This is a genomic window from Serinibacter arcticus (assembly GCF_003121705.1).
In the GTDB taxonomy this organism is placed as follows: Bacteria; Actinomycetota; Actinomycetes; order Actinomycetales; family Beutenbergiaceae; genus Litorihabitans.
Window position 1 is genome coordinate 2,200,830 of sequence record NZ_PYHR01000002.1, and the last position, 26,441, is coordinate 2,227,270.

Below are 26,441 nucleotides of genomic sequence, written 5' to 3' on the forward strand. Positions count from 1 at the left end.
CACGCGAGGGTCGGTCGCGGTGGGGTCGGTCACGACCAGCCCCCCGCCCCGCGGCGCGTGCGGCGCAGCAGCCAGAAGAAGAACGGGCCGCCGATGATGGCGGTCAGCATGCCGATCGGGAGGTCGGCGTACGGCACGATCGTGCGCGCCACGAGGTCGGCGGCCAGCAGCACGACGGCGCCGCCCAGCACCGAGGCCGGCACCAGCACGCGGTGGGCCGGGCCCACGATCATCCGGATGACGTGCGGCACCACGAGGCCGACGAACGCGATGATCCCGGCGAAGGCGACGGCGGCGCTGGTCGCGATCGCCACCAGGACGATAACGCCGATCCGGAGCTTCTCGACGTCGACGCCGACGTGCCGGGCCGAGCGCTCACCGAGCGCGAGCAGGTCGAGGCGGCGCGCGACGACGGCCGCCCCGATGATCCCGATGACGATGAGCGGTGCGGCGACGGCGACCTGCACCCAGCGGGTGCCGTTGAGCGAGCCGAGCTGCCAGAAGACGATCTCCTCGCGCGCCTGGGTGTCGCCGAGGAAGGTCATGAACGCGATGACGGCACCGGCGACGGCGTTGACCGCGACACCGGTGAGCACCAGCGTGACGACCTCCGTGCGCCCGTTCTGGCGCGCGGTGAGGTAGGCCAGGATCGTCGCGAGCAGGCCGCCGATGAAGGCGGCCAGCGCCACACCCCACTCCCCCATCGCCGTCCAGCCGAGCACGATCACGAGGCACGCGCCGGCGGCCGCCCCGGAGGAGACGCCGACCACGCCGGGCTCGGCGAGCGGGTTGCCGAACACGCCCTGCATGAGGACGCCGCCGACGGCGAGGCCGGCGCCGACCAGCAGACCGAGAGTCACGCGCGGGAACCGCACGGTCCACAGCGCGCTCTCGCCGTTGGGATGGGTCACGGGCAGGCCGGTCTCGATGCCGACCCGGCGCAGGATGGAGGACAGCACCTCGAGCGGCGGGATGCGGAGCTGGCCGACGCCGGCCGAGACGAGCACCAGCACCACGAGCGCGATGCTCAGGCCGGTGAGCAGCAGGACCACCCGGCGGCGCGAGGTGGTGGCAGCGGTGGCGAGGCCGGCGGTCACGACGCGGCCGCGCCGTCGCCGTCGACCGCCCCGCCGTCGGCCGCCCCGCCGTCGGCCGCCTCGTCCTGCGCGCCGGCGGCGGCGTCGGGGGCGTACACGGCGACGGCGAGGGCCTCGAGCACGTCCGCCGTCATGGGCCCGAAGCTGAGGACCTGGGAGTCGGCCATGTCGACGATCCGGCGGTTCTGGCCCGCGGGGGTCTGGGCGATGGCGGGGACGGACTCGAGCAGGCCGTCGACGCCGCCGGCGGACTCCAGTCCCTTCGTCATGACGAGGAGGAGGTCCGGCTGCATCGAGATCAGACCCTCGTCGGTGACCGGCTTCATGCCGGTCCAGCCGATCTCGGTGGCGATGTCACGGGCGCCGAGGGCGTCGATGATCGCGCCGGTGCCGGACTCGCCGCCGAACAGGTAGTAGATGCCCGAGCCGCCGCGGACGTACAGGAACGCGATCTTCAGGCGGTCCTCGCCCGTCGGCGCGATCGCGGCGATCTCGGCCGTGATCGCGGCGACCTCGGCGTCCGTCCGTTCGGCCAGCAGCTCGCCGGCCTCGCTGACACCGAGGGCGTCGGCGACGTCGCGCACGAGGTCGCCGGTGGTCTCGAGGCTGCGACCGGAGTCGAGGACGACGACGGGGATGCCCGACTCCCGCATCTGGAGCACGACGTCCCAGGGCCCGAGCGAGGAGTCGGTGATGATCACGGTCGGGTCGAGCGCCAGGATCGACTCGGCGTTCAGCTCGTGGCCGTTCCCGGTGACGAGCGGCAGGTCAGCCACCTCGGGGAAGGTCGAGGACGTGTCGCGGCCGACGAGGTTGTCGCCGAGGCCGAGCTCAGCGACCGTGCGAGCCGTCGTGCCGTAGATGTCGAGCGCGAGGATGCGACTGGCGTCGGTGACGGTGACCTCGGTGCCCTGCGCATCCGTCACGGTGACGGGGAGCTGCGGCTCGGGGTCGGCGACGACGGGCTGGACGGCGCCGTCGACGACCGCCGCCGTCGACGGCCCCACGTGCGTGTGCGGATCGGCCAGCACCTGCGCGCCGACATCCGCGAGCCGGGCACCGGGGCGGCCTCGCCACCGTCCGTGGTGGCGGTCGCGGAGCACGCCGCGAGGGCGAGCGCGGCGATCAGCGCGAGCGCGCTCGGGAGCGCGCCGGACAGGCGGAACGGGGTGGGCACGCAGGGAAGCCTAACCTCTCGGCACGCACGTCCGCCGTTGCGTCCGTCACGCCATGACGCCGAAAGCAGCGTTCACATCGTGGCTCTCGTTAGGTAAGCGTGTCCTCACTGGGCTATAAAGAACGATAGGCGTGCCGAAATTCACGTGCGCCCACCCTCCTGCTCCAGACCTGACCCACGCCCGGAGGCGACGCCCGTGTCCAGCACTGCCCCATCCCGCACCGCACCGCGGCGCCGCACGCTCGCGAGCGTCGTCGTCGCCGCCCTCGTGGCAGCGGTCACGCTCGTCGCCGGCGCCGTACCCGCGGCCGCCGCGCCCGCCGAGGTCTCCGGCGCCACCCTGACCTGGGGTGTGAAGGAGAGCTTCCGCAGCTACATCACCAGCCCGATCGCGCACGGATCGGCCTCCGCGATCGGCGTGGCCGGGACCGGCCCGTGGACCTGGTCGAACGGCTCGGGCTCGACGGACACCGGCTCGACGGTCGCCGACGCGGACTTCTCCGGCGGCGTCAGCTTCACCGGTCACGACGGCGCGCTGGACGTCCGCCTGACCAACCCGCGCGTGGTCGTCGAGGGCGGTTCGGGGACGCTGTACCTGGACTCCTACTCCAAGGCGATGGACGGCACGGTCTCGGAGCAGTCCGACATCGCCTTCGCCACGCTCGCGGTCCCCGCACCCGTGAACGACGGCGCGAGCCTCACGTTCTCTGGCGTGGGCGCCACGCTCACCGCCGCCGGTTCGACCGCGTTCGCCACCTTCTACCCGGCCGGCACGGCGCTCGACCCGCTGTCGTTCGTGCTGCCGTACGAGGTGCAGGCGTCGGCCACGACGACGGTGCTCACGTCGTCGGTCAACCCCTCCGCGGTGGGTCAGGAGGTCGCCCTCACGGCGACCGTGACGCCGGCCGACGCCGCCGGCCAGGTCACCTTCCGCGACGGCACGACGACGCTCACCAGCGTCCCGGTCGCCGGCGGTTCGGCCACCCTCACCACGGCGGGCCTCGCCGAGGGCAGCCGCAGCGTGACCGCCGAGTTCGTGCCCGCCGACGCCGCGTTCACCGGCTCGACGTCCGCCCCGCTGGCCCAGCTCGTCCAGGCGGCGGCGCCGATCGCCACCACGACGACGCTGTCCGCCACCCCGGCCGCCGTGTCCGTCGGCGCCCCGGTCGCGCTGACCGCGACCGTCACCCCCGCCGACGCCGCCGGCTCCGTCGAGTTCCTCGACGGTGCCACCTCCCTCGGCCGGGCCACCGTCGCGGGCGGTCGGGCCGCGACGTCGACGACGGCGCTCACCGCCGGCTCGCACGACCTCACCGCCGTCTTCACGCCCGCGGGCACGACGCACGCCGCGTCGACCTCCGCCGTCGCGACGGTCGTCGTCTCCGCCGTCGTCGACCCGGAGCCGGTGCTCGACCCGGCGATCGAGGTCTTCCTCGCCGACGGCACCACGCCGTACACCGGTCAGCCCGTCCACGACGGCGAATCCCTCGTGGTCAAGGGCTCCGGCTTCGACCCCGAGGCCAACGTCGGCGGCCGCGGCGTCCCGATCCCCAACACCCTCCCGCAGGGCACCTACGTCGTCTTCGGCGGCTTCGCCGAGACCTGGAAGCCCTCCGCCGGAGCCGCCGGCAGCGCCCGCAAGGTCGTCTCCCAGAAGTGGGCCCTGGCCGAGTCCGTCCTGGACCAGGTCCCCACCAACTTCCAGGGCGCCATCCGCCCGCAGTGGGTCGAGATCACCGACGAGGGCGACTTCACCGCCACCCTCGCCGTCTCCGCCCCCACCGCCACCCCCGCCCTCCCGACCAACCCCGTCTACGGCGTCTACACCTACGCCGCCGGCGGCGTCGTCAACGCCGACCAGGAGCTCACCGTCCCGGTCAACTACCAGGGCGAGAAGCCCGTCGACCCGGAGCCGGTGCTCGACCCGGCGATCGAGGTCTTCCTCGCCGACGGCACCACGCCGTACACCGGTCAGCCCGTCCACGACGGCGAGTCCCTCGTGGTCAAGGGCTCCGGCTTCGACCCCGAGGCCAACGTCGGCGGCCGCGGCGTCCCGATCCCCAACACCCTCCCGCAGGGCACCTACGTCGTCTTCGGCGGCTTCGCCGAGACCTGGAAGCCCTCCGCCGGAGCCGCCGGCAGCGCCCGCAAGGTCGTCTCCCAGAAGTGGGCCCTGGCCGAGTCCGTCCTGGACCAGGTCCCCACCAACTTCCAGGGCGCCATCCGCCCGCAGTGGGTCGAGATCACCGACGAGGGCGACTTCACCGCCACCCTCGCCGTCTCCGCCCCCACCGCCACCCCCGCCCTCCCGACCAACCCCGTCTACGGCGTCTACACCTACGCCGCCGGCGGCGTCGTCAACGCCGACCAGGAGCTCACCGTCCCGGTCAACTACCAGGGCGAGAAGCCCGTCGACCCGGTCGCCGACCCGAAGATCACTGTGACGCCGTCGACCGACCTCGACCCCGCCGTCGCCAACGTCCTGGAGGTCTCCGGCACCGGGTTCGTCGGTGCGGGAGCTGCCAACGGCGCGTACGTGCTCGTCGGTGAGTCGTCCGTCTGGAACGGCGTCGGCGCGCTGCCGAGCGCCGGTTGGCTGACGCAGATCCACGTCCCCGCCGCGCAGGTGGTGGACGGTGCCTTCACCGCCCGGGTCACGGTTCCGGCCGACACCCTCGACCCGACGAAGAGCTACCAGGTCGCGACATCCGCCGCCCACTGGCTCTCGGTCACCGACCGCACCCTCGACGCGTTCGCGCCGATCACGGTCACGGTGCCCGAGACCCCGCAGCCGGCCACGCCGACCGTGTCCGTCTCGGACGGGGTCCGCCAGGGCTCGAGCGCGACGTTCACCGGTGCCGGCTTCGGTGCGAACGAGGTCGTCTCCGGTGTGGTGAACTCCGACCCGGTCAACCTCGGGACCCAGGTCGCCGACGCCTCCGGGAACGTCACCTTCGCCTGGGCCGTCCCGGCCGACTTCGCGACCGGCGCGCACACCGTCACGCTGACGGACGCCGCGGGCGCGTCGGGCTCGACGACGTTCCAGGTCGCGGCGGCGGTCACGCCTCCGGTGACTCCCCCGGTGACGCCGCCGGTCGGAACGCAGTGCCAGGCGATCTCCGGCGCGACGCTCGCCTGGGGCGTCAAGGAGAGCTTCCGGAACTACATCGCCGGTCCGATCGCGAACGGCTCGTGGACCGTCTCCGGCATCACCGACACCGTCGGCACCTTCGGCTGGAGCGGCGGCGCCGGCACGTACTCCCCCGACGCCACCACCGGTGAGGCAGCCTTCACCGGCGGTGTCTTCTTCAGCGGCCACGGCGGTCAGCTGGAGATCGACCTCGCCAACCTCCGCGTCCAGGTGACGGGTGCCGGTACCGGCATCCTGCTCGCCGACGTCACGAGCAAGTCGCTGGCCGGGGTCGTCACCGACGTCGCGGCCGTGCCGTTCGCGACGCTCGCGTTCACCACGGCGCCGACGATCGGCGCGTTCGAGGTCGCGGCAGCGAGCGCCACGCTCACGAGCGCCGGCTCCGACGCGTTCGCCGGCTTCTACCCCGCCGGCACCGCGCTCGACCCGGTCGCCTTCAACCTCCCGCTGGGCGCAGCCACCCCGTGCGTCCCGCCGACGGACGTCGACCCCGTCCAGGCCGGCACGGGCCCCAACGGTCCCGGCACGACGCCTCCCGGCACGGGTGGCGCGGGCAACGGCGCCGGCAGCGGCGCGGGTTCCACCCCCGCCGGCGGCTCCGGCTCCACCCCGGCCTCGGCCGCGGAGAAGTGCGTCGCCCAGGGCGTGGGCGGCGGCTCGCTGAGCTGGGGCGTCAAGTCCAGCTTCCGCACGTACGTCACCGGCCCGATCGCCGGCGGCAGCATCTCGACGTCGGGCGTCAGCCAGTCCGGCGGGGTCTTCGTGTGGGGCGGCGGTTCGGGTGCATACAACGAGGACGCGAACAAGGGCCGCGTCGGCTACTCCGGCGCCGTCTCGTTCACCGGCCACGGTGGGCAGCTCGACCTGCGGATCAGCAACCCGCGCGTCCAGGTCAACGGCACCGGCTCCGCCGCGCTCATCGCCGACATCACCTCGAAGGGCCTCAACGCCCCCGACGTGGCGAAGAACGGCGTGGTCATCGCGAGCCTCTCGCTCCCGTCGTCCACGACGAGCAACGGCTCGATCGCCTGGAACGGCGCCTCGGCCACGCTCACGGCAGCCGGCGCCGAGGCGTTCGGCGGCTTCTACCAGGCCGGCGCGGCGATGGACCCGGTGACCTTCTCCTTCCCGCTCGGCGGCGAGGTCGAGTGCACCTCGAGCACCGGCACGCTGGCGGCCACCGGCGCCGACGGCGCCACCACGGCGGCCCTCGGCGCGATGCTCCTGATGCTCGCGGGCGCGATCCTCGTGGCCGCGCGTCGCCGGAGCACGACGGCGTAGCGCACACCCAGCACGACGACGGCGGCCGCTCACCCCTCGGGGTGGGCGGCCGCCGTCGTCGTCCCTCGCCCGTGCCCACCGCCCGGCGCGGACCGCGCCCCTCTGGTCGCCACCACGCCCGACCGCGCCCTTGTGGTCGCAATCCTGCGAGTGAAGCGACCACAAGGGCGCGGTCGCCGTCGTCGCACCCGACCGCGCCCCCGTGGTCGCCACCACCGCCCGACCGCGCCCTTGTGGTCGCAATCCTGCGAGTGAAGCGACCACACGGACGCGCTCGACCCACCACCGCGACCACAAGGGCGCGGTCGTGCCCGCCGCGCGCGCTCCGGGGACCGCGACCCCGCCGTCGCGACGTGAACCTTCACACCGCTGCGGACCCTCCGTAACGTCGACGGCATGACGTTCATCGGATTCCACGCCTCCCACGAGCAGGTCCCACCGAGCGCGCTCCTGGAAGCGGTGGTCGAGGCCGAGCGGGTCGGGTTCGACGGCGCGTTCAGCGCCGACCACCTCGCGCCGTGGACGCCGCAGCAGGGTGAGTCAGGAAGCACGCTGGCCTGGATGGGCGCGGCGCTGGCCTCGACGCGGTACTCGATCGGTGCCGTCGCGACGCCGGGCTACCGCTACCACCCGGTCGTCGTCGCCCACGCGATCGCGACCTGGGGCGAGATGTTCCCCGGCCGCTATTTCGCCGCGCTCGGCAGCGGCGAGCTGCTCAACGAGCACGTCATCGGCGGCGAGTGGCCGAGCAAGGACGAGCGCACCGCCCGCCTCGGCGAGACCCAGGACGTCATCCGCCGCCTGCTGGCGGGCGGCGAGGTCAGCCACGACGGCCGCATCACGGTCGACCGCGCGCGCCTGTGGAGCCTCCCGTCCGTCATCCCGCCCCTGATGGCGACGGCGACCAGCACCGCCACCGCGGCGTGGGCCGCCGGCTGGGCCGAGGGTCTCGTGACCGTGGGCACGAGCGCCGAGGAGGTCGCGCCGATCCTCGACGCCTACCGCTCCGCCGGCGGCACCGGACCGGCCTCGGTCCAGGTGCACGTCGCGCACGCCGCGTCCGAGCAGGCCACCTCCGACCTCGTCCGCGACCAGTGGTTGCACGGCGTGATCACGCCGCCGCGGATCTGGGACGTCGCGATGCCCGAGGACTTCGCCGGCCTCGCCGGCGACCCGACCGACGCCGAGCTGCGGCGCGGCGTCGTCGCCTCGGCCGACCTCACCGAGATCGTCGAGCGCGTGGCGGCCACGGTCGCCGTCGGGTTCGACCGCGTCTACGTCCACGAGATCTCGCGCGACCAGCGGGGCTACCTCGCGAGCTGGGCGCCCGAGCTCCTGCGCACGCTGCGCCCCCTCCTGGAGGGGTCGAACCGATGAGACGGTCCGACGCGAGCGACCTGTGGTGGAAGAACGCCGTCATCTACTGCCTCGACGTGAAGCAGTACCTCGACGACGACGCCGACGGCAGCGGTGACCTGCAGGGTCTCGTGCGCCGCGTGGACTACCTGGCCGAGCTCGGCGTCAGCTGCCTGTGGCTGATGCCGATCTACACGACGCCCGGCCGCGACGGCGGGTACGACGTCGCCGACTTCTACGGCATCGACCCCGCGCTCGGAACGCACGGCGACCTGGTGGAGGTCATCCGGACCGCGCGCGACCGCGGGATCCGGGTCATCCTCGATCTCCTGGTCAACCACACCTCCGACCGCCACCCGTGGTTCGTCAACGCGCGACGCAGCCGGAACTCGCGCTACCGGGACTTCTACATCTGGTCCGACGAGGTGCCGCCGGACGCCCCGGAGACGATGTTCCCCGGCGAGGAGGACGGCGTCTGGGAGTGGGACGAGAAGACCGAGCAGTACTACTCGCACAGCTTCTACCACCACCAGCCCGACCTGAACGTGGAGAACCCGAAGGTCCGCGACGAGCTCGCGAAGGTCATCGGGTTCTGGCTCGAGGTGGGCGTCTCGGGGTTCCGGGTCGACGCCGTGCCGTCGTTCGTCTCCCGGACCGACGGCGACAGCGGCACGTCCGAGCGCGACCACCGCGTGCTGCAGTCGCTGCGGCAGTTCGCCCAGCGCCGCTCCGCCGAGGCCATGCTGCTCGGCGAGGTCAACCTCCCCTACGACGAGCAGAAGGCCTACTTCGGGAGCGACGGCGACGGTGAGCTCCACATGCAGTTCGACTTCGTGGCCAACCAGGCGCTGTACCTCTCGCTCGCCCGCCACGATCCCGGGCCCCTGATCACGGCGCTCCAGAGCCGGCCGGAGCTCGCCGCCGAGGCGCAGTGGGGCATCTTCGTGCGCAACCACGACGAGCTCACGCTCGACCAGCTCAGCGACGCCGAGCGCCGGGAGGTGTTCGACGCGTTCGGACCGCAGGAGGACCACCAGGTCTACGGGCGCGGCCTGCGTCGTCGGCTCCCCCCGATGATGGACGGCGACCCGCGCCGCGTCCGGATGATCTACAGCCTGATGTTCTCGCTGCCCGGCACCCCGGTGCTGTTCTACGGCGAGGAGATCGGGATGGGCGAGAACCTGGACATCGACGGGCGGATGGCCGTGCGCACGCCGATGCAGTGGAACCACGACGGCGGGTTCTCGCTGGCGCCGCCGTCGCGCCACGCGACGGCGATGACGTCGGGCGCGTACGGACCACGGCACGTGAACGTCGAGGAGCAGATCAGCGACCCGGACTCGCTCCTGCACTTCGTGAGGAGCCTCGCCCAGACCTACCGGCGCTCACCCGAGATCGGCTGGGGCGAGCTCGCGGTGCTCGATCCCGGGTGCGACGGCGTGCTCGTGCACTCGTGCGACTCGGACGTCGGCCGGTTCGTCGGGGTTCACAGCTTCGCCGACGAGCCGCGCACCGTGCGGTTCGACCTCGGGGAGGAGCCGGACGGCGTCTCCCTCGTGTGCCTGGCGGACGGGTCCACGTTCGAGCCGCTGGACGGCGTGGTGGAGCTCGACCTCGCGGCGTACGGCGCGCGACGGCTGCGGGTGTGCCGGCCCGGGGACCAGCGGCTCCGCTGACGTCGGGGACGCACCTCCCCACCCTGCCCACGAGGCCCGCCGCGTGCCACGATGTGCGCATGGGAACCCCGCCGCACGACGACGACCTCGGCACCGCTGGCGGCACGTCGCCCGGCTCGGTCGGCGGTCCCGGCAGCAGCCGCAGCACCGGCGGCCCGACGACCGCCCCCGCAGGCACGGCCGGGACGACCGGTGCGTTCGCCCCGACGCGGGGTGACCGCGCCGCGGCCTGGTTCACCCACGCGGGCAAGGTCACGGTCATCGCGCTGATCGCCGTCGCCGTCCTCATCGCGGTCTACCTGGCCGCCTCGGCCTTCCTGCCGCGGTGGTGGGCGCAGGTGATCGGCCGTCAGGTCGACGGGAGCATGGGGCAGGGCACGGCCTGGGGCCTGTTCTACGGCTTCCTGTTCACGCTGGTGCCGGTGCTCGTCGTGTCGCTGGTCCGGCGGCGGTGGGCGCAGACCTGGAAGGCCCGCGTCATCATCGTGGTCGTCGCGCTCCTGATCGCCCTCCCGAACTGGCTCACGCTGTGGATCGTCCTCGGCGGGAGCAACGCCGCCCACGCGGGCGAGCGGATCCTCGACGTCCAGGCCCCCGGTTTCCGCGCCGCGACCCTCATGGGCGCGATCGCCGGGCTGCTCATCGGGCTGACCCTGACGTTCACGGCGGTGTGGGTGCGTCGGCGTCGCCAGGCGTTCGCCCAGCGCGAGGCTGCGCTCACGGCTCGCGAGGCCGCGCTGGGTGAGCCGCCGCGCTGACCGCTACGGCTTGCCGATGTCGCCGTACTCCCCGCCCGTGACCCGGAGCAGGTCGTCCGGCGCGAGCTCGATGTCGAACCCGCGCCGGCCGCCCGAGACGAGGATCGTCTCCTGCAGGATCGCGGTGGAGTCGAGCACGAGGCGGTGCGCGAGCTTCTGACCGAGCGGCGAGATCCCGCCCACCACGTAGCCGGTGCGTCGCTGCGCGAGGGTCGGGTCGGCCATCGCCGCCCGCTTGCCCCCGACGGCGCGAGCCACCTCCTTGAGGTCGACCTGCCCCGAGACCGGGGCGACGGCGACGACCAGCTCGCCGTCGACGTCGACCATCAGCGTCTTGTAGACGCGCTCGGGCTCGATGCCGAGCTTCTCGGAGGCCTCGAGGCCGAACGAGGCCGCGCGCGGGTCGTGGTCGTAGAGGTGGGCGACGAAGTCGACGTCGGCCTGCTGAAGGGTGACCGTCGCGGGCGTCCCGGGTGCCGTGGTGCTCACGGACCCAGCCTGCCGGATGGCGCGGGCTCGCGTAGCGTCACCCCGTGAGCATCCTCGACGGCGCCTCGTCCCGTCCCGCGTCCCAGCCCCGTCGCCGACACGGACGAGGCCGCGGCCTCGTGGTCGCGATCGTGGCGCTCCTCCTCCTGGTCGGGATCGCGGTCGTCGTCGACCGGGTCGTGAACGACCGTGTCGAGGCGGGCGTGGCGGAGAACCTCGCCGCGTCCTACGCGGGTGAGGACGTCGATCTCACCATCGGCGGCTTCCCGTTCCTGACCCAGCTCGCGAGCGGGACCTTCCGGGACGTCGAGCTCACCGCCGCCTCGGCGGTGTACGAGGGCTACACGCTGACCGACCTGGACGCTCGCGCGACGGACCTCCCCTACGACGTCGCCACCCAGGTGCTGGGTCGCGCGGGGACGGTCTCGGCGACGGCGACCATCCCGACGGCGACGCTGGAGTCCCTCGCGGCGACCCAGCTCGCCGACGCCGACCTCACGCTCACGACGCGCGACGGCGCTCTCGTCGCCGGCACCGAGGTGCTCGGCGGGCTGACGGTCGACATCGGGTTGCTGCCTCGGGCCGCGGACGGTCAGATCGCCGTCGACATCGGCACCGTGAGCATCGCCGGGTTCGAGGTGCCGCTGGACCAGCTGCCCGCCGGGCTGGCCGATCGTCTCACCGACATCCGCATCGACCTCCCCGGCCTGCCGGCGGGTCTCGGGCTCACGTCGCTCGAGGTCGTCGAGACGGGAGTTCGCGCCACGGTCGAGGGCGTCGACGTCGACCTCGCCGAGGCCGCCGCCTGACCGCCCCGGCCCAGCGGCCGGACCGGCCGCACCGGCCCTACCCCAGCGTCTCCGGCAGCTCGCGCGTCTCGCCGAGCACGTGCTCGGCCAGGAACGCCTCGACCACCTCGTACCAGACCTTCGCGTGCTGCGGCGTGAGGATCCAGTGGTTCTCGTCGGGGAAGTACAGGAACCGGTGGACGGTCGACCCATCGGCGTCCGCGGGCAGCCCGGACTTCTCCAGGAGCTCCGCCCACAGCCGCAGCCCCTCGCCGATCGGCACGCGATAGTCCTTGTCGCCGTGGATGACGAGCATCGGGGTGCGGATGTCCCCGACGAAGCGGTGCGGCGAGTTCGCCAGCGCCATCTCGTGGGTCATCTCCCGCGCCCAGTAGTAGGCGGCGTCCGTCGTCGGGCCGAACTGGTCCAGCGCCCACAGGCTCGCGTGGGTGACGACGGCGCGGAACCGGTCCGTGTGCCCCGCCACCCAGTTGGCCATGTAGCCGCCGAACGACCCGCCCATCGCGGCGGTCCGGGTCTCGTCGACGTCGGCGCGCGCCTCGACCGCATCGGTCGCCGCCATCAGGTCGGTGTACGGCGCCTCGCCCCACGCGCCCCAGCCGCGCTGGATGAAGTCCTGGCCGTAGCCGGTCGAGAGGGCGGGGTCGGGCAGCAGGACGGCGTAGCCGCGGGCGACCATGATCCACGGGTTCCAGCGCCAGCTCCACGCGTTCCAGGAGCCGAGCGGGCCGCCGTGGATCCACAGCAGCAGCGGCGCCGGGCTCTCTGCCGACGCATCCTCCGGCAGCGCCAGGTAGGACCGGACGGTGTGGGTGCTCCCGTCGGCGTCGGTCACCGTGGTGGCGACGTCCTCGAGCCGGCCCGGCAGCACGGGCCGCTCGGACGGTCCGCGCAGCGGCGTCACGCGCTCCTGCGTGCCGGTGAGGTCGATCCGCACGACCTCGCCCGGGTAGGCGTAGCTGGCCCGCACCGCGAACGCGTGCTTGCCCTCGGGGGCGACGACGACGCTGCCGTACGCGCCGTCGTCGGTCAGCCGCTCGGGCTCGCCGCCGGCGAGCAGCACCCGGAACACCGGCGAGTGGCCGTGCTCGTCGGCCGTCACGAGCAGGCCGGCGGAGTCGGGCAGCCAGGTCAGCGACGTCGGCCAGCGGTCCCAGCCGTCAGCGAGCCGACGCGGCTCGCCGCCCGTGCTCGGCACGATCCAGGCGGTCACGCGCGGGGCGTGGTGCGGGTCGGAGATCGACTCGGAGGTGTAGGCCACCCAGGCGCCGTCGGGGCTGATCGACGCGACGGCGAGGTCCGCCTCCTCGTCCGCCACGAGCACCGTGCGCTCACCGGTCGCGACGTCGATCCGCACCAGGTGCTCGCGCACCGACGCGCCCGCGGAGGTGTGCCAGTCGGCCACGACGAACGTGCCGTCGTCGCTCAGCGCGAACGAGGACTCGATCAGCGCCTTGCCGGCGTCGGGGGTGAGGTCGCGGGTGCCGCGGGTGTCGTCGGGGCCCGGCTCGGCGGTCGGAACGGTGACGAGCTCCGGGGTCGCGACGGCGTCGCTCGCGTCCTCCGTCGTGCCCTCGCCGTCGTCCTCGGGCAGCGGCGCACCCTCGACGGCGAACAGCCGCGGGGCGTCCGGCCCGAGGTCGTGGTCCCAGTAGCGGACGGGGTAGCCGGTGTGCAGGATCGCGGCGACCTTCTTGTCCTTGCGCGTCTTGCGGAGGCGGCGCTCGGCCGCCTCGTCCGTCGCACCCGGCAGCGTGTCCGCGGTGACGACGACGCGGTCGGACGCCCGGGCGGTCAGCACACCCGAGATGCCACCGGGACGGCGCGCGAGCACGTGCGCCTCTCCCCCGGCGGCCGGCAGCCGCCAGACGCAGGGCTTGGCGTCCTCGCCGTCCTCGGCACGCGCGGCGACGAACAGGAGGTCGCCGGACGCGGTGAACGCCGGACCGCCCTCACCCTTGGCGCCGCGGGTGAGGCGCCGCGCGGAGGCCTCACCGGACGGGTCCACCTCCCACAGGGACGTGACGTACCTCGTGCGCTTCGGGTCCAGCACGGACTGCGCGACGACGAGCCGCCGCCCGTCGGGAGACAGGGCGATCCCGCCCGTCCGGGGCAGCGCGAGGTAGTCGTCGAGCGTGTGGAACGGAGTGGTCTGGGTCACCACTCTGGTCTATCACGCCGGTCCGACACCCCGGGTCGTCGGGTGCGCGCCCGACGGCACGCACCCCGGCGGGGTCAGGACTCCGTGTCCGTGCGACCGCGTCGTCGGCTCGCGGCCCACAGCCCGGCGCCGCCGCCGAACAGACCGAGCGCGACCAGCGCGCCCAGGCCGACGTCGGCGCCGGTGACGCTGAGGGAGCCACCGGGCCTGCCGGGGGTCGGGCCGGCCGCCGTCGGGGGCGCGGTCACCTGCGGCGTGCCCTGCGGTGTACCGGGCGGTGCGCCCTGCGGCGTGCGGGGCGGCGTCGTCGTCGGGAGCTCCCCGCCGAGCGTGAGAACGACGTCGAAGCTCGCCCGCGCCGGGAGGCCCCCGTTCGCCGCCCGGTTGCCGGTCGTGGCGTCGGCGGGGAGCTCGTAGCTGATCGTCACGGGCGTGGTCGCGCCCTGCGCGAGGGGCACCGTGAGGAACGTCGTGTCACCGTCAGCAGCGAGGTCGGCGAACGACGCCGAGCCACCGTCCCAGGCGAGCGTGAGGTCGTCGTAGACCCCGTCCGTCACGGCCTCGTCGATGTCGACGCCGGTGATGGTCGCCGTCAGCGTGCCCGCCGTCGGGCCGGCGTTGCGCACCTGCAGCGTCCGCCCGGCCGAGTCGCCCGGGACGGCGACCGGCACGCCGACGAACGACTCGGTGGTCGACGACGCGAACGCGTCGCCGTCCCAGGAGAGCTGGATCGCCTCGTCGTGGGCCGGAGCGGCCGACGCCGCTGCCGGGATCGCGAGGAGACCGAGCGTCGTCAGGATCGCCGCGGTGGTTGTCGAGGTGCGCATCATGCTCCCGGACGGAACGTGTCGTAGGTGAACCGCAGCGTGCGGGTGCCCTGGCCGGCGGCCGTGAGCGCGGTCGTGACCGATGCCGACCAGGTCAGGCCCCGGCCCCCGGGCGTGGCCGTGACGGTGCCGTTGGCGCTGCTCGCCGTCGCGCCCGCCGTGTTCGAGTGGCTGCCGGCGTCGCTCGTCGTGCCGCGCGCCGTCAGGCACCACCACTCCGTGGTGACGGCGGTGCCCGCCGAGTAGGCGGCGGAGACGGGCGTGGACTCCTGGGGGTTGGGGGACGGGGCGACGGCGTCGGGCGTGCACGCGGCCCGGTTGGCGACCTTGAAGTAGGCGAGCGTGACACCCGGGTCGGCGAGCGGGGTGCCCGCGGCCCAGGCGCCCTGCCACTGCGTCGCGTACCGCAGCCCCTTGTTCCCCTGGCTGAGGGCGTCGACCTGGAACGCCTGCGCGGCCTTGCCCGAGCTGAGCAGGGCCCCGGCCAGGCCGACTCCGTCGACGGCGACGTCCACGGTGTGGTTCGTGTCGGTGCCGGAGGTGGCGGCGGCCGTGACCTGGCCCGGCAGCCCGGCGGCGAAGTACTCGTAGCCCCAGCTGGAGCTGCCGGCCGCGTTGGCGGCCTGGTCGCTCCACGAGGCGAGCGAGGCCCCGGTGCTGCCGAGGGCGCTCCCCACGAGGAGGGCACCCACCCCGAGCAGGCCGGTGACGGTGGTGGAACGGCGGCTCATCAGAACCCCTCCCCGGTGCGGACCTGCTGGAGCGTCACGGTCAGGGCGCCGAGGTTGACGGCGGCGCCCGCGGCGGCGTTCCCCGGCGTGCGCACCTGGTCGGCGATCGACGTCGGGAACGTCAGCGTGGTGCGGACGGTCAGGTTCCTGGTGACGCCGGCGTTGCTGCCGACCAGCGGCGCGATCGTGACCGGGGAGCCGACGGCCGCCGAGCCCAGCGTGGTGCCGCCGTCGAGCACCGTGTAGCTCGCGGTGGCACCGGCGGGGAGGCTGACCCCGGGGAACGTGACGGCGAACGTCGCGTTGAGGTTGTCGCCCCGGATCAGCGCCGTGGCGCCCTGGGTGATCGTGAAGGAGTCGCCCGGACGCACCAGGAAGGTGCTCGGGTCGATCGTGGTCGGGGTGCCGGCGACGTCGGTGGCGGTGAGGGACCAGACGGGTGTGCCGACCAGCGAGACGTCGAGATCACCGGTGCGGATCGTGCCCGCGGCGACGGCGCCGGGGGCGTCGCCCCAGAGGGCGAACGTCCCGCTGCCGCCGACACCGAGGCCGACCAGGAGCGTGACGCCTGCGACGGCGGGGCGCACCCAGCGACGGCGGGACGGCGGAGCGCCGGTGGCGGCGTCGACGCTGGTTCCAGCGTCCACGCCCTCGGGCTGGGTGTGGCGGCTCATCGGGGGTCCTTGTCGTTCGAGGCGTCGTCGTGGGTGACGACGGGGTCCGCGTCGGTCGCGGTTTTGGCGGGGACGGAGCTGCGGCGACGGCGACCGTCGCGCCAGCCCGAACCGAACAGGTACAGGCCGTAGCCCACGAGGCCGAGGCCGACGGTGGCCACGACCACCGTGGTGCGGTTGCCGGCGGCGTGCGTGACGTGACCGAGGTAGGGCACCGAGTAGATGACCTCGCCCATGATCTGCTCGGGCTCCAGCGGGGCGTCGTCGACCCCGTTGGCGTCGCCGCGGGTGACGTAGGTGGGGCCCTGCGCGGAGGAGAGCACCGAGACCACGCGGTGGGTGATGAGGGTGGGATCGTTCGAGACGGGCTGGAAGGTGACCACGTCACCCACCGTGTAGCGGTCCTGCGGGACCGAGACGACGATGTCTCCCGGGGAGTACGTCGGCTCCATGGAGCCCGAGAGCACGGTCAGCGAGGCGCCGCCCATCACGCGAGGAACGACGGCGAGCGCGAGCGCGAGGCCGACGAGCGCCACGAGGGCGACCGTCACGACGCCCGACAGCACACCACGGAGGAACGACGGCTTCCGGTCGCTCCCCGAGGGGCGCGCGGCGTCGTGACGGGCTCCGGAAGGAGTCCCCGCGGTCGCGCGGGCGTGGCGACGCGAGGTCGCTGGTGCCGTGGTGCTCATGAGGACTCCTTCCGTGTCGCCCGGATCGACCTGGTGCTCGGACCTGTCAGAAACCGGCGCCGGTGCCGGCGTCGCGGGTCTGCTCGAGGCCGACCGCGATGGCGCCGAGGTTGATCGTCGAGTTCGTGTTGACCTGGTTGACGTTCGGGGCGCCCGCGAGGACGGTGACCTTCACGGTGACCTTGACGTTCGCGTCGGTGCCGACGGCGGCCGGCAGCTCCGGCAGGGCCGGGACGTTGTTGACGTTGTCCTCGGAGGTGAAGCTCTGCACGTCGCCCGCGAACGGGACCCAGGTGGTGCCGTCGGTCGTGTAGGACGCGACGCTCTCGACGGTGTACCAGGCGGCCGAGGCGTCCGCCACGGTGGAGGTGAGGTCCGCGACGAGGTTGTCGCCCTCGAGGGCGGCAGAGAAGTAGAACTCGCCCGTGGCGACGTCGCCGGGGACGGCCTTCCACTCGGCGACGTCGATGACGTGGCCCTTGTCGAGGCGGTCGGCCGAGGCGTCGACCCACTCCGTCTCGTCGGCGATGGCCGCGATGTCGAGGTTGCCGGTGGTGATCGTGCCACCGGCGACGTCGGCGGAATCGCTCCAGAGGGCGAACGTGCCGCCGCCGATGAGGAGGGCGGCGCCGGCCGTGCCGGCGAGGATGCCCGTCGTCTTCTTGTTCATGCTGATCTCCTTGACTGACCGAGGTGGATCGCCCCGGGTGAGGGACCGTGATCCGGGCGTGGATCGCGGGTGGTGCGGGTGGTGCGGGGAACCGTTGGTGGTGCGCGGCGGGTCCGGACCGGTTCCAGCCGGGACCGCCGCGGTCTAGGGGGTCTTCCTCAGTCCGCCGCTGGGGGTCCAGTAGCAGTGGAAGGTGGCGCCGGCAGCGAGGGTCGGGACGGTGCAGACCGCATCCGACTTCCGGTTGTCCGTGACGGTGACGGCGGTGAGCGGCGCGGTTCCCGTGTTGCGAACCGTGTAGCTGAAGGTGATGGCCGAGCCGGACGTCCGGGACGAACCCGACGCGATCTCGGTGCTGGCGGCGGGCAGCGCCGTCGACGTTCCGGTGCCCTGCGCCGTCCAGGCCCGCTTCTCCACGGTCATCGTGGTGGTCAGGCTCTGGACGTTGGACACCGTGCACCTCACGTCGTCACCGACGGCGACCCCGGCGATGGTGACGACGGCACCGCTCCGCGTCGGGGTGCGGTTCACGCCGTTGACCGTGCAGGTGGCGTTCGTGAGCGCCCAGCCCTGGTCGGGCGGGATCGTCTCGGTGAGCGTCACGGTCGCGACGCCGGCGGGCTGGGAGTGCTTGACCGTCCAGGTGGCGACACCCGAGGCGTTCGTCGTGGCCGACGACGTCGCGATCGTGGCGACGTTGCCGGCGGAGGTCGCGGTCGCCGTCGCCCCGAAGACCCAGCCCGACGCGACCGCGTTCGGCGCGGAGCCGAAGGGATCGGCGAACTTGGTGACCTGGACGGTGGACTCGCAGGAGAGGCCGGTGGCGATCTGGTCGAGTCCGTCGCGCAGCACCTCCCACCCGGTCTGGAAGTAGTCGGCCTGCGAGGCGTTCACGCCGGGGGCGTAGCCGATCGGGCCGGAGATCGAGCGCAGGTTGCTCGGGTCCTGGCTGAGGCCGGTGCCGACGCCCAGGGTGACCAGACGGGTGCCCCTGGCCTTGACGGCGTTGGCGGAGAAGATCGCCTCCTCCACCTCGCGGAAGGTCGTGCTGTTCCCGGGACCGGCCTCGTTCGTCCCGCGGAGCGTCGGCAGGCCGTCCGTGATGAAGATGGCGACGTCGAACGTCGTGGCCGCGGTCGCCACCTGGTAGAGCCCGCGGTCCCAGTTGGTGCCGTTGTCGCTCGGGACCGTGAGGCCACCGATCTTGGCCGTGAGTGCGTTGTAGCCCGCCGTCGTGTCGACGGACTGCGGCGCGAGCGTCGCGTTGCCGGTCCCCTTGGACGGGGCGTCGTCGCCGAAGGTGAACACGCCGACCGTGCTGCCCGTGCCTCGCAGCGAGTCGACGAAGCCCTGCGACGCGGTGCGCAGCGTGCCGGCGGAGCCGGAGTTGGCGACGGAGGTCGACAGGTCCACCACGAGGGCGACGCGGAGGGCACCGGCGCCGGCGGCGCACTTCGCCTGCAGCGCGGGGTTCGGGTGGGACATCGGCCAGAGAGGTCCGGTGTTGAGGCTGGTGCTCGTGGTCGTCTTGTAGGCCGTGCCCGCGGTGTACGTGGTACCGGCGCGGAGCTGGGCACCGGTCCGGAAGCGGTAGGGCGCGGTGGTGCCCGAGCCCGTGACGAGCGTGTCGTTGATGAACCAGGCCGGCGGGCCGGGGGGTGCGGACTCGGCCACGACCCAGAACTGGACGTCGCGGTTCACGCCGGCGGGCTGGGCCGGAGTCACGACGATCTGCTCGTACTCGAGGCACCCGAGGAACCACGACCGGATGCACGCGCCCCGCACCGTCGTCTGCGCGACCGCCGCCTGCGTCTCGGGGACCGTGAAGCTGCAGTCTCCCTGGGCGTCGGAGGTGCAGCGAGCCCAGTCATCGGCGACGACCGACCCCGGACCGTTCGCGTCGCCGCGCCACAGCCGGAACGTGGCTCCGGGGGCGGGGGCGACGACGGTGTCCGCGGTCCGCGAGCCGCTGACCTTGAGCGTGATGACGGCGGTGGTGGCCGTCGGTGCCGGGACGGCGAGAACGCTGACGTCCCCGGGGGTCCCGGCACGCTCCTGCGACCCGGGGGCGGGAGCGGCGCCGCGAGCCAGCGGGGCAGCCGCCTCGCCGTCGGCCGGGACATCGGTGGAGCTGGGCGCCTGGGCGTCGGGAGCCGACGTCTCGAGGTCCTCGACGACCGGAGCCTCCGTGGCGGGAGCCTCCTCGACGGGGGCCGGCGACAGCTCGCCGGTCGCCTCCTGCGCCATCGCGTCGATGTCCGCCTCGGTGAACCCGTCGACGGGCTGCGCGGAGGACGACGTGACGCCGAAGCCCGCGACGAGGACGGCGGCGGCCAGCGCGGCGATGCCGCGGTGCCGTGCCCTCGGTCGGACCTCCGGTCGTACCCGTGCGTGTCTCATCGTCGATCCCTCAACCTCGTCGGTGGTGCGCCGTCCGATCCGTGGTCCGACCTGGCCCCGAGGAAGGTCGTTCTCGCCTCGGGAAGTCGTTCAGCGGCGCCCGTCGAGCATCACGTGAGCGATGAGACCGTGCAATTGAGTGAATCGATCTTGAGTCGATTGAGGTGCGGATCGACGCCCGGTTGGGAGGGGAAACGCAACGTTAGAAGAGGTTCGACGTCCCCCGGCGCCCCACCTTCTTGAGTGTTGCGTTCCGCCATGTGGGCGTAAGGGAAAATCAACTCAGCAATGAGAAATAGACAAATTCACAAAGGCGAACCAGAGGCTGATCGTCGTCTTCTTCGCATTGGCGCTGGGGATCCTCAAGAAGGACTCAGCGCGACGTCGGGACCGAAGACCCGCCGGTACGCTCCGGCCCCCGTTCAGCGACGCCGACCGACGCCAGGGCGGGCCGCACCGGGCCCCCGCCCGTCGTCGGGCACCGCCGCCGGCTCCTCGTGAGGCCGGACCGGGTAGCCGCTCCACCACACGAGCCCGACGGCGAGGATCACGGCCGCCCCCATCATCACGGCCCACCACGGGAACCCCGGGAGGCCCGACGGCGTCCCGGCCGCCGCCAGGTCCGCCACCGGCGTCGGGGTGACGCGCTCGCCCGTGACGAGGATGCGCTGCGTGTTGATCCCGAGCGGGGTGCAGGTCACGAGCGTGACGAGATCCGCGCCCGGCTCGGCCAGCAGCATCTCGGTCTGGTCCGGCTCGATCACCTGGAAGTCGCGGACCCGGTAGGTCAGGACCTCGCCGAGGACCTCCACGACGAACGTGTCGCCGATCTCGGCGCGGTCGAGGTGGGTGAACATCGTGGCGTTCGCGAGCCCGCGGTGCGCCGTGAGCACGGACCTGCTGTCGAGCCCGCCGACCGGGAGCGACGTGCCCTCCAGGTGACCGATCCCCTCGAGAAGCGTCTCGTCGCTCGTGCCGTGGAAGATCGGCAGGTCGATCCCGAGGGCGTCGTAGCGCAGACGGCCCATGAAGCCCTCGACGGGGCCGGCCAGGAGCTCGTCGTAGACGAGGGATCCCGCGCCGGCGACGACGTCGCTGGCCGGGAGGTTGGCGTTGGCCTCGAGGACCGCGCCGCTGGCGAGCGCGTCGTTGTACGCGGCGGCGTCGGCGAGCTGCTGCGCGCGGTAGCCCGGTTCGTCGTGCGGGGGCTGCTCGAGCGCCGTCTCGGCGAGCTCGACGACCCGCGCCTGCTCGCGCTGCGTGAACCAGCCCGCCGTCTGCGGGTAGAGCACCACCCCGGCGCCCGCCACGATGGCGAGCGCCGCGACAGCCTGGGGCCACGGGAACCGCCAACGCCCCCGGGGCGTTCGAGCGGGCCCCGGCACCTTCTCGGCGGGAGTACTCACGGCAGGCCTCACTTCGTGGACGCAGGTCCGGCGGCGGCGCTGCTCGCGCCGCCGCCGGACCCGACCGGGTGACCGGTCAGCGGCGGATCAGGCTGCCGTGCGGCGACGGCGACGCGTCACCACGACCGTCCCGACGCCGACGCCGATGAGCGCGAGGCCGCCGACCGTCATGGCCAGCGTGCCGCCGGCACCCGTGAGCGGGAGGTCCGGACCCTGGACCTGCGGGTTCGACACGGCCAGGACGACGGCGTTGCTCGAGCCCGGGGTGATCGTCTGCGCGGTGGTGAACGGCTGGGCCGTGTAGCCGGCCGGGACGGCCGTCTCGTAGACGCAGTAGACGTGCGACGGGTCGACGAGCGGGCCGTCGGACGAGTTCGCGACCCACAGGCCGAGCGGGGAGGTCGGCGTCACGCCGGCCCACTGCACGACGCCGGCGGCGTCGGACGTGCCGGTCGCGACCGCACCGGTCGCCGGGACCTCGGCGGGGCAGACGCCGGCCACGGCCGCGTCGAACACCTGGAACTCGGCACCCTGGAGCGCGGTCCCGGCGCCGTCGTTCTTGGTGACGTGGAGCTGGCCCCAGTAGGTGTAGGGGGTGACCTCACCCGGCACCGTCGTGCCGTTGAACGTGCTGGAGTAGTCCTCGTTCGGGACGATGCCGTCGGCGGTGACCTCGTCGACCCGCGTGACGAGCTGCACGGCGATGACGTCGGCGGTCGTGTCCGCGGCCGCCGCGTCGAGCTTGGCCCGACCCGCCGGCGTGAACGTCCAGGTGACGCCCGCGCCGTCGACCGTGTAGTCGGCGCCCTCGACGAGCGGCGTGCCGTTGAGCGTGAGGACCGAGCTGGTGTAGCTGAGCGAGGCGTGCAGCACGTCGGTGATGACGGCCTGCGTGAAGAGCTCGTCGTTGTTCAGTACGGGCACCGGGACCGTGAGGTTCCACGTCACCGTGCTGCCGACCACGACGCCGCCGGGAGCCTCGCTGATCGTCTTGCTCGGCTGGTTGACGACGGCGTTCTTGGGGTTCGTGACGACGTCGTAGATCCAGTCGTTGCTGCTCGGAAGCGGGATCGAGACGTAGAAGGAGGGGACCTTGCTGACGATGTTGTTGTTGCCGTTGTCGGCGCCCTCCTGCACGTAGTAGACGCCGAGGTCGAGGTCCTCGAACGTCGCCGTGCCGTTCGCCGTCTCCTCGACGGTCTGGGTCGGCAGGAGGCAGTAGCCCCCGGCGGGCGCCGCCGGGGCCGTGGCGAACAGGGCGTCGAGCCCGGCCCAGCCGTCGAAGGTGGCGGTGTCGATCGCCGTGCAGGTGCCGCCCTCGAGCGTGCCGACCGGCGTCACGACGAACTCGACGCCGCTGAGCAGGTCGGCCGGGTTCGGGGTCGGGGTCGGCGCGCCCTTGTACTTGTTGACCGTGAGGGAGCCCGAGGTCGGGGCGCCGGGCTGGTCGGGGCCCGGGAGGGCGGTGGCGGCCGAGGCCACGCCGACGACGGCGAGGGCGGCGACGCCGAACGCGGCGAGGGTCCGCCTCGCGAGCTTCGTGGGTCCGGTCATGAGGGGTGTTCCTTTCGATGCCCGCTGTGTGCGCAGCGGAGGCTGGTCCTGACGATGTGGCGCGTTGCTGGGTGAGGGTGCTCGAGACGGTCGGGAGGAGCTCAGGGTCGGGCTCGCCTCCTTCGGAAGAGGAGGAGCACCGCCGCGGCCGCAGCCAGCAGCGCACCCCCTCCGACGGCGAAGGAGTCGGAGCCGAGCCCGCCCGTCAGGGGGAGCGACGGCTGACCTCGCTGGTCGTTGACGATCGGGCCGAGATCGACGGTCAGCGCGGGGCCGATCGTGAACTCGTGGACGGTGGTGCCGAGCTGGTAGCCGGCGGGCGCCCGGGTCTCGACGAGCTCGTAGTCGCCCCACAGGAGATCGACGAGCTGGAAGGCGCCCGGGGCGGGATCGCGGTCGGGGCCGGTGCAGTCGGTCGGTGCGGTCGCGACGCAGTCCGTGACCGCGAGGCCGGCGGCGGGCAGCCCCGGTCCGGTCAGCAGCCACTCGGAGCTCGCCAGAGCCGCACCCGCGCCGTCGACCTTCGACCACACCACGGCGCCGAGATCACGGGCCGTCGCGTTCGTCACCGTCACGGTGGCGAGGGTCGTGCCGGTCGTCGCCTGCACCGGGGCGCTGAACGCGGGGTCGCCCGCCCAGCGGTAGGACAGGTCGGCCGCGACGGGAGCCGCGGCGCGGGTCTCCGTCGTCACGGCGCACTCGGCGCCGGTCGGGATCTGGGCCGTCGACGGCGACACCCAGGTCGCGCCGGCGGCGATCGGTCCCCAGGTGCCGGTGACGACCTCGGCCCCGAGGGTGCAGCGCCACTGGCCCGAGAAGGTCGAGCCGGCGTCGACGGTGCTCCCGGCGGGAACCACCTTCGTCACCTGGAAGGCGCCGCGGACCCGCGTGGCGGAGTTCGTCACGGAGATCGACGACGTGGTCCCCGAGGCGATCGTGACGGCGGGGCCCACCTGGGGCGCGCCCCAGACGTACGAGGAGTTCGGCAGCCCCTGGCTCGCCGTCGGCGGCGTCTCCGTCACCGTGCAGGACGCCCCGGCGGCCACCGAGGTCGCGGCGGGCGTCAGGACGGCGGCGCCGGCGCCCGTGACGGTCCAGGTGCCCGAGGCGACCGTGGCCCCGCCGAGCACGCAGGTGTAGGTCCCGGCGAACGGGATGGCACCCGAGCCGGCGGGAACGGAGGCGTCCAGGATCTTGGTGACCGCCAGCTGTCCGGGGGCAGGTCGGTTCACGTAGGTGCAGTCGACCCGGTCGCCCGGGGCGACGCCGGTGATGCCCTGCGCGCCCGGGCCGGTCAGCGTCGTCGTCGCGGTGGTGCCGTCGAGGTGGGTGACGACGCACTGCGCGCTCTGGAAGACGTAACCGGGCTGCATCGTCTCGCTGACGGTGACCGTCGCCCGGCTCGTCGTGCTGCCGAAGGTGTAGTCCCAGGTGGCGGTGCCGGACGTCGCCGTCTGCTGGGTCGCCGCCTGGGTGCCGGCCACGATCGTGCCGGTCGTGGCGGCCACGCTTGACGTCACGTTCCAGCCGGGCCGTGGCGCCGGGTTCGCCCCCGCACCGTCGGTGACGAGCTTCGTGATGCTCACCTGGGCCGCCACCGGGGAGTTGTAGATGCGGCACTCCACGCTCTGGCCACCGGTGGGAATCGTGATCGACCCGGTGGTGCCGTTGCCCTGGGACCGCTGCACGCCGTCGACGAGACAGCGGTAGCTGCTGACGTACTGGTTCAGGTTCGTGGTGCCTGACGCCGTCTCGCCGAACGTCAGGGCGACGTTGCGGACCGTCGGGAGCGGTCCGATGCGCTGACCCTGGAGGCCGGACGCGTTGCCGGAGGTCGTCACGGTCCCGATCTGCGCGGCCCCCTGGGTAAGCGTCAGCGTGAACTGGTCGGTCGCGTTGACACGGCGGCCCTCGACGAACTTCTCGATCGTGATGGTCGGCGGCGAGGAGCAGGTCGACAGGTCCGTGCTGTCGCCGAGTCCGGTCGTCACGTCGGTCGTCGGGTTCTGGGTCCATCCCGGCATGTCGTACGAGCGCATGGTCGTCGTCGAGGCGAGGAACGCCTTGCCGCTCGCATCGAACGCGATGCCGTTGACGTTGGACATCGTGGTGAACGAGCGCGAGACCGACGAAGCGATCGCCCCACCGCTGGCCGCCGCCAGATTCGCACTGGTGACGCTGTAGACGGTCGTCGAGGTGCCGTCGCCCCGGACGATGAAGAGGTTGCCGGTGGCGTCGAACGCGAAGTCGCCGTTGGCGTTGCCGCCCGATCCGGTCGAGACCGTGCCCTTGAGGGTGACGGCCGGATTCGCGGCGGGGTCGTACTGGTAGAGGCGGAAGCTGCCGGAGGAGGTGAAGCCGCCGAAGTAGTACAGCCCCGAGGAGAGGTCCACGGCGCCGCCGACCAGGTTCGAGCTGGTGTTGCCGCTGGTCGCACCAGTGCTCGACCACACCCCTGTCGTGACGTTGTAGCTGTAGATCGTGCCGCTCATGCTGGTGCCGCTACCGCTGCGCGCGATCGCGTAGACCGGCTGCCCGCCGGAACCGATGCCCAGGCCGTTGAACGAGCTCACGTTGGGGGCACGTGTTCCCTTGGGAGTGACGACGCCGCCCGGCGCGACCTGCTGGAGCTGCCCGTTGTCCGTGACGGAGTAGACGTAGCCCGCCTCGCAGAACGGTCGGTTGCTGGTCTGCCGCAGGACGAAGGTGCCCATGTCGAGCGTGCTGTCACTCCCCGTTCCCGACCAGGTGAGCGTGCTCGAGTCGACCCAGTCCGGCGAGCTGACCCACTCGTAGCCCGCGGGCGCGACGGCGGGGCGCACGCGGTGCCGACCGCCGGCCGTCACGGTCGTGGTGGAGGCGGGCGGCGTGACGCCCGGGGTCGGAGCGATCCACTTCACCAGGTACTCGCCGGGATCGTTGTCGCGGTCGGCGACGGCGCACGCACCGCTCACGCAGTCGGAGACAGCGATCGGGGAGGTGGCCGCGTAGCTGTTTCCGTTCGCCCGTTGGAAGTCGAACGTCGCCCCCGCCACCGGGTTGCCGGCGGTGTCGACCGCGGTCCAGTGGACGTAGGGAGCGGTGGCGCCGTCAGGGGCGCCCACGACCGCCATCGGCGAGACGGCGAGCGCGCCGGCCCCGTCGGTGGACGACGGCTCGGGGGCAGCCACGGCCTCGGGTGCGGCCGACGGCGTCGCGCCGCGCGCCGCATCGGTCGCCGCCGCCGTGGGCTCGACCTCGGGCACCGGTTCGGCGGTGGCCGCGGGATCGACGGCGGGGGCGGACTCGTCCGCCGTCGTCGCGTCGCTGGAGGGCGTCGCCTCAGCGGCGGGTTCGGTTGCGGTCGCCTCGACGGCAGAGAGCTCGGCCGTAGCGAGCTCCGCCGTGGCGGCCGACGACGATGTGACGCCGAGACCGACGACCAGGAGTGCTGCTGCGATCGCGGCGATACCGCGATGCCGTGCCCCCGGTCGGTCGTCAAAATAGACGCGCGCATGCCTCATGAGAGTGGATGTCCTTCTGCCCCTGTCGG

18 protein-coding genes are annotated in these 26,441 nt (G+C 73.1%); 5 read left to right on the forward strand and 13 right to left on the reverse strand.

Features of this window, described 5'->3' with window-relative positions:
- Positions 1-29: 29 nt before the first annotated feature.
- Both C8046_RS09985 and C8046_RS09990 read right to left on the reverse strand, forming a co-directional pair.
- Entirely contained in the window at positions 30-1,097 is a 1,068-nt protein-coding gene (locus tag C8046_RS09985) for a FecCD family ABC transporter permease (RefSeq protein ID WP_109229312.1), read from the reverse strand.
- Positions 1,094-2,200 (reverse strand): heme/hemin ABC transporter substrate-binding protein, encoded by a 1,107-nt coding sequence (locus C8046_RS09990; protein ID WP_235866274.1) that lies wholly within the window; start codon positions 2,198-2,200, stop codon positions 1,094-1,096. The genes C8046_RS09985 and C8046_RS09990 overlap by 4 nt, the downstream gene beginning before the upstream one ends.
- Before the next feature lie 270 nt (positions 2,201-2,470).
- On the opposite strand from C8046_RS09990, the gene C8046_RS19745 reads away from it, so the two are divergent.
- The 4 genes from C8046_RS19745 to C8046_RS10010 all read left to right on the forward strand — a co-directional run bounded on the left by C8046_RS19745 (position 2,471) and on the right by C8046_RS10010 (position 10,496).
- The gene (locus C8046_RS19745) at positions 2,471-6,706 is read left to right on the forward strand and encodes an HtaA domain-containing protein (protein WP_146197123.1); all 4,236 of its coding nucleotides are present in this window, start codon (positions 2,471-2,473) and stop codon (positions 6,704-6,706) included.
- Between the two features lie 396 nt (positions 6,707-7,102).
- Positions 7,103-8,083: an LLM class flavin-dependent oxidoreductase gene (locus tag C8046_RS10000; protein WP_109229314.1), complete on the forward strand. Its 981-nt coding sequence runs from the start codon at positions 7,103-7,105 to the stop codon at positions 8,081-8,083.
- Positions 8,080-9,738, forward strand: a complete 1,659-nt coding sequence (locus C8046_RS10005) for an alpha-amylase family protein (protein ID WP_109229315.1) — start codon at positions 8,080-8,082, stop codon at positions 9,736-9,738. The genes C8046_RS10000 and C8046_RS10005 overlap by 4 nt, the downstream gene beginning before the upstream one ends.
- A gap of 59 nt (positions 9,739-9,797) precedes the next feature.
- Complete coding sequence (locus C8046_RS10010) at positions 9,798-10,496, forward strand: hypothetical protein (RefSeq protein WP_109229316.1); 699 nt, start codon at positions 9,798-9,800, stop codon at positions 10,494-10,496.
- A gap of 3 nt (positions 10,497-10,499) precedes the next feature.
- On the opposite strand, the gene ybaK is transcribed toward C8046_RS10010, so the two are convergent.
- A complete protein-coding gene (gene ybaK, locus C8046_RS10015) occupies positions 10,500-10,985 on the reverse strand; it encodes a Cys-tRNA(Pro) deacylase (protein WP_109229317.1) in 486 nt (161 codons plus the stop codon).
- A gap of 44 nt (positions 10,986-11,029) precedes the next feature.
- Here ybaK and C8046_RS10020 point away from each other — a divergent pair, with 44 nt between their 5' ends.
- Entirely contained in the window at positions 11,030-11,794 is a 765-nt protein-coding gene (locus tag C8046_RS10020; protein WP_109229318.1) for a DUF2993 domain-containing protein, read from the forward strand.
- A 37-nt stretch (positions 11,795-11,831) separates the two neighbouring features.
- Here C8046_RS10020 and C8046_RS10025 read toward each other — a convergent pair whose 3' ends face one another.
- The 10 genes from C8046_RS10025 to C8046_RS10070 form a co-directional block, all read right to left on the reverse strand.
- Positions 11,832-13,955 (reverse strand): S9 family peptidase, encoded by a 2,124-nt coding sequence (locus C8046_RS10025; RefSeq protein WP_235866275.1) that lies wholly within the window; start codon positions 13,953-13,955, stop codon positions 11,832-11,834.
- Positions 13,956-14,029: 74 nt separating this feature from the next.
- On the reverse strand, positions 14,030-14,785 hold the full coding sequence (locus C8046_RS10030) for a hypothetical protein (RefSeq protein ID WP_109229320.1): 756 nt from the start codon (positions 14,783-14,785) through the stop codon (positions 14,030-14,032).
- Complete coding sequence (locus tag C8046_RS10035) at positions 14,782-15,513, reverse strand: hypothetical protein (protein WP_109229321.1); 732 nt, start codon at positions 15,511-15,513, stop codon at positions 14,782-14,784. Before C8046_RS10035 ends, C8046_RS10030 begins: the two co-directional genes overlap by 4 nt.
- Positions 15,513-16,187, reverse strand: coding sequence for an alternate-type signal peptide domain-containing protein (locus C8046_RS10040; RefSeq protein ID WP_109229322.1), 675 nt, complete (start codon positions 16,185-16,187; stop codon positions 15,513-15,515). Before C8046_RS10040 ends, C8046_RS10035 begins: the two co-directional genes overlap by 1 nt.
- Positions 16,184-16,879, reverse strand: coding sequence for a signal peptidase I (locus tag C8046_RS10045; protein WP_109229323.1), 696 nt, complete (start codon positions 16,877-16,879; stop codon positions 16,184-16,186). Before C8046_RS10045 ends, C8046_RS10040 begins: the two co-directional genes overlap by 4 nt.
- A gap of 46 nt (positions 16,880-16,925) precedes the next feature.
- Positions 16,926-17,549, reverse strand: coding sequence for an alternate-type signal peptide domain-containing protein (locus C8046_RS10050; RefSeq protein ID WP_109229324.1), 624 nt, complete (start codon positions 17,547-17,549; stop codon positions 16,926-16,928).
- Positions 17,550-17,693: 144 nt separating this feature from the next.
- Positions 17,694-19,949 (reverse strand): hypothetical protein, encoded by a 2,256-nt coding sequence (locus tag C8046_RS10055; RefSeq protein WP_109229325.1) that lies wholly within the window; start codon positions 19,947-19,949, stop codon positions 17,694-17,696.
- A 422-nt stretch (positions 19,950-20,371) separates the two neighbouring features.
- A complete protein-coding gene (locus C8046_RS10060; RefSeq protein ID WP_109229326.1) occupies positions 20,372-21,355 on the reverse strand; it encodes a class C sortase in 984 nt (327 codons plus the stop codon).
- Between the two features lie 87 nt (positions 21,356-21,442).
- Complete coding sequence (locus C8046_RS10065; protein WP_109229327.1) at positions 21,443-22,909, reverse strand: SpaH/EbpB family LPXTG-anchored major pilin; 1,467 nt, start codon at positions 22,907-22,909, stop codon at positions 21,443-21,445.
- 101 nt (positions 22,910-23,010) lie between these two features.
- A complete protein-coding gene (locus tag C8046_RS10070; RefSeq protein ID WP_109229328.1) occupies positions 23,011-26,412 on the reverse strand; it encodes a SpaA isopeptide-forming pilin-related protein in 3,402 nt (1,133 codons plus the stop codon).
- Between the last annotated feature and the right edge of the window lie 29 nt (positions 26,413-26,441).

Excerpts from the sequence above, each read along its gene's own strand:
- C8046_RS10055 (WP_109229325.1), bottom strand. The coding sequence starts at position 19,949 with ATGAGACACGCACGGGTACGACCGGAGGTCCGACCGAGGGCACGGCAC.
- C8046_RS10050 (WP_109229324.1), bottom strand. The coding sequence starts at position 17,549 with ATGAACAAGAAGACGACGGGCATCCTCGCCGGCACGGCCGGCGCCGCC.
- C8046_RS10040 (WP_109229322.1), bottom strand. The coding sequence starts at position 16,187 with ATGAGCCGCCACACCCAGCCCGAGGGCGTGGACGCTGGAACCAGCGTC.
- C8046_RS10010 (WP_109229316.1), top strand. The coding sequence starts at position 9,798 with ATGGGAACCCCGCCGCACGACGACGACCTCGGCACCGCTGGCGGCACG.
- C8046_RS10030 (WP_109229320.1), bottom strand. The coding sequence starts at position 14,785 with ATGATGCGCACCTCGACAACCACCGCGGCGATCCTGACGACGCTCGGT.
- C8046_RS10035 (WP_109229321.1), bottom strand. The coding sequence starts at position 15,513 with ATGAGCCGCCGTTCCACCACCGTCACCGGCCTGCTCGGGGTGGGTGCC.
- C8046_RS10070 (WP_109229328.1), bottom strand. The coding sequence starts at position 26,412 with ATGAGGCATGCGCGCGTCTATTTTGACGACCGACCGGGGGCACGGCAT.
- C8046_RS10000 (WP_109229314.1), top strand. The coding sequence starts at position 7,103 with ATGACGTTCATCGGATTCCACGCCTCCCACGAGCAGGTCCCACCGAGC.
- C8046_RS10045 (WP_109229323.1), bottom strand. The coding sequence starts at position 16,879 with ATGAGCACCACGGCACCAGCGACCTCGCGTCGCCACGCCCGCGCGACC.
- C8046_RS10005 (WP_109229315.1), top strand. The coding sequence starts at position 8,080 with ATGAGACGGTCCGACGCGAGCGACCTGTGGTGGAAGAACGCCGTCATC.
- C8046_RS10065 (WP_109229327.1), bottom strand. The coding sequence starts at position 22,909 with ATGACCGGACCCACGAAGCTCGCGAGGCGGACCCTCGCCGCGTTCGGC.